The following is a 2,524-nucleotide window of genomic DNA, read 5'->3' as shown; positions in this document are numbered from 1 at the left end:
TTGTTAAACTAAGCCAGGTAAGTTACCCTACCCGACTCGTCTTCAGAACCGGACGTGAGACTTTCACCTCATCACGGCTCCTCTCTTAAACGTCCCTTTTCATGGGTACATCCTGCTTCAGAGTTAGCATATCGTCAATCCATATATAATTTTCAGGTAAATCCTGTGGTTTAAATTTTGGATATGTTTTGTTGTCTAAAGCAGTTTTCGTGTCGTGGCAATGTCGGTGCAACAGTTGTTTGTTCTTTAGTGTGTTGTCACCACCTTTAGACCTTGGTTTTATATGGTCAATTTCCATAAGGTCAATCGGACTAAAGGTTAGTCCACAAAATGCGCATTTATTCTTTTGACGCTTTAATAGCGTTGTGACTTCTTTCCTTACGCCTGGATGTTTGCCGATTCTACTGCTCCAATAAGTCCAGTCGCCGTCATAAGGGGATTTATTACCCTTCACTTTGATGTGCCTTACAATAGGGACATCTGAGTGTAGGTTTAGTATATATTCGCCATCGTTAAGTACCCAATTCCTGGTTCCTTTAGTGTTGGGGAAATACTTTTTCTTTACCCATGTGGCTGACTTATTAGGATGCCTTCTACTTGCCCATCTCCATACTCTTTTCCATAAGAGCATATCCAATTTATTGAATATTTTTTTACTAACTTGAGTTGAGAAGTAGTTAGCCCATCCTCTTATTACCGGATTTAATTTGGCTATTAGAGCTTTTGTTGTGACGGTTTTGTTTTCATCAAGTATCCCCGCCAGTTTCCGATAATGAGTTTTTATACTCTTGGAAGATGGTTTAATCAGCGTCTTAAATCCGTTCTTGGTTGACTTTACCCTCCATTGCCTAATTGTGAATCCTAAGAAGTCGAATCCGGGTTTATTCCCTTTGTATTCTTCCAAGGTGTGGGCAATTTTGGTCTTTTCTGGTTTTAGTTCTAATCCTATCTGGTTTAACCATTCCTGTATTACGGTTTTAGCTTGCAGCACTACCTTGATGTCTTTGTGTAAGACTACAAAGTCATCAGCATAGCGTATTAGGGATAATGCCTTTTTGTTGTCTCGTTTTCTTCCTGGTAAAGATTCAGCGAAGTTGTTTAGGCATTCTTCCATACCGTGTAGGGCGATGTTTGCTAGTAGGGGTGATATAACCCCTCCCTGTGGTGTTCCTTCCACAGTGTTTGAAAATTGTTTATTGTCAAACACTCCAGCTCTTAACCATTGTTTGATTAATCGTCTGTATGGTGTCTGACCTACTTTTCTCAGCAACGCATCATGGTTAATTCGGTCAAAACATTTTGATATGTCAGCATCTAGTATATATTTAGGTTTTTTTTCTATACTTAAAAAAATTGCCTCAATAGCATCATGTGTTGACCGTCCTGGTCTAAAACCATAGCTATTAGGTTCAAAACGTGCCTCCCATTCTGGCTCCATACCCAACTTAACCAGAGCTTGTAATGCACGGTCGTACATTGTAGGGATTCCAAGAGGTCTCTTTTCATCCCTCCCTGGTTTTGGTATCCAGACTCTACGGGTGGGGCTTGCTTTGAGGTATCGCGTGTTTAATAAATCAACCAAGTTAAATCTCTGCATCGGAGGTAGATTTTTAATACCATCTATACCAGCAGTTTTCTTACCCTGGTTATCTTGAGTCACGCGCCTAACAGCTAGCAACCTAGCGCAATAACTTTTGGTCAGAAGTCTTTGGTATTTACGCATCTTGCGGATTTCGCCACGGCTGGATGCTCTGTAAATTAACTTTTGCAACTTAAATACATTCTTCTCAACCCGTTTCCAATTAATATCTCTCCATTTGAGGTTTGGATTGATACATACTGGGTCTGGTATATCGTCTGTATCCCATGCCACGCTTAAAAAGGGCTTTGGATTACCCAATCTTCTTTTTAGTGTTTTAGCCTTATTCATCGCTAATTACTACCTTACATTACGTCTAACAGTGGGTACGTCAGCTCAATAGCTTCTTACCCAATCCTACTCTCCCTAAGACCTGCAACCATATTGCAGATTGACCTTGAATGGCATCCTAAGATTTCGACCTATATTCTTAGGTGTCTTAAGGAGGTTTCCTCGTTCCCTTATTCCTTTATTACGGCTGATTTAGTGGGGTAAAATCTCCCGGAGGATTCGGTATGGTTGTTGATAACTTCATTATCATAAAGTTACCCATTGATCCTCTGATTATGAGTCCTACACTCCATAGCTACCTTCGGAGTGGTTTAAAATTACGAGAGTTTAATTACCTTCCTGTTCGTACACTTGTCAACCTTTGCTCGCGGTATCGTTCCTCGGTAACTAGTATTTTCCCGCTTTTAGACCAGCTTCACCAGTTTGATGTTCAGTCTCGCCAGTGTGGTCTATGCTGTCAGCCCAACAACAGGGTGGGTGGAATTTCACCACCAAGGTAATAAGAGTTATTCACAAGTCGAGGTGATCCTCATGTATTGACTTGGAACGGCCATTTATACCTAGTTTCCTAGTTTAGTGGCCAACGAGTCGCAC

At 40.9% G+C, this 2,524-nt stretch carries 1 protein-coding gene; it reads right to left on the bottom strand.

All coding sequences use genetic code 11. The annotated features are described in order from the left end of the window. Nucleotides 1-85 precede the first annotated feature (85 nt). Complete coding sequence (gene ltrA, locus F6K22_RS38485) at nt 86-1,930, bottom strand: group II intron reverse transcriptase/maturase (protein ID WP_293110165.1); 1,845 nt, start codon at nt 1,928-1,930, stop codon at nt 86-88. Nucleotides 1,931-2,524 lie beyond the last annotated feature (594 nt).

It is taken from the genome of Okeania sp. SIO2F4 (genome assembly GCF_010672385.1).
Lineage (GTDB): Bacteria > Cyanobacteriota > Cyanobacteriia > Cyanobacteriales > Microcoleaceae > Trichodesmium.
Note: the sequence above shows the minus strand (reverse complement) of the source record. Positions and strands in the feature narration are given on the sequence as shown.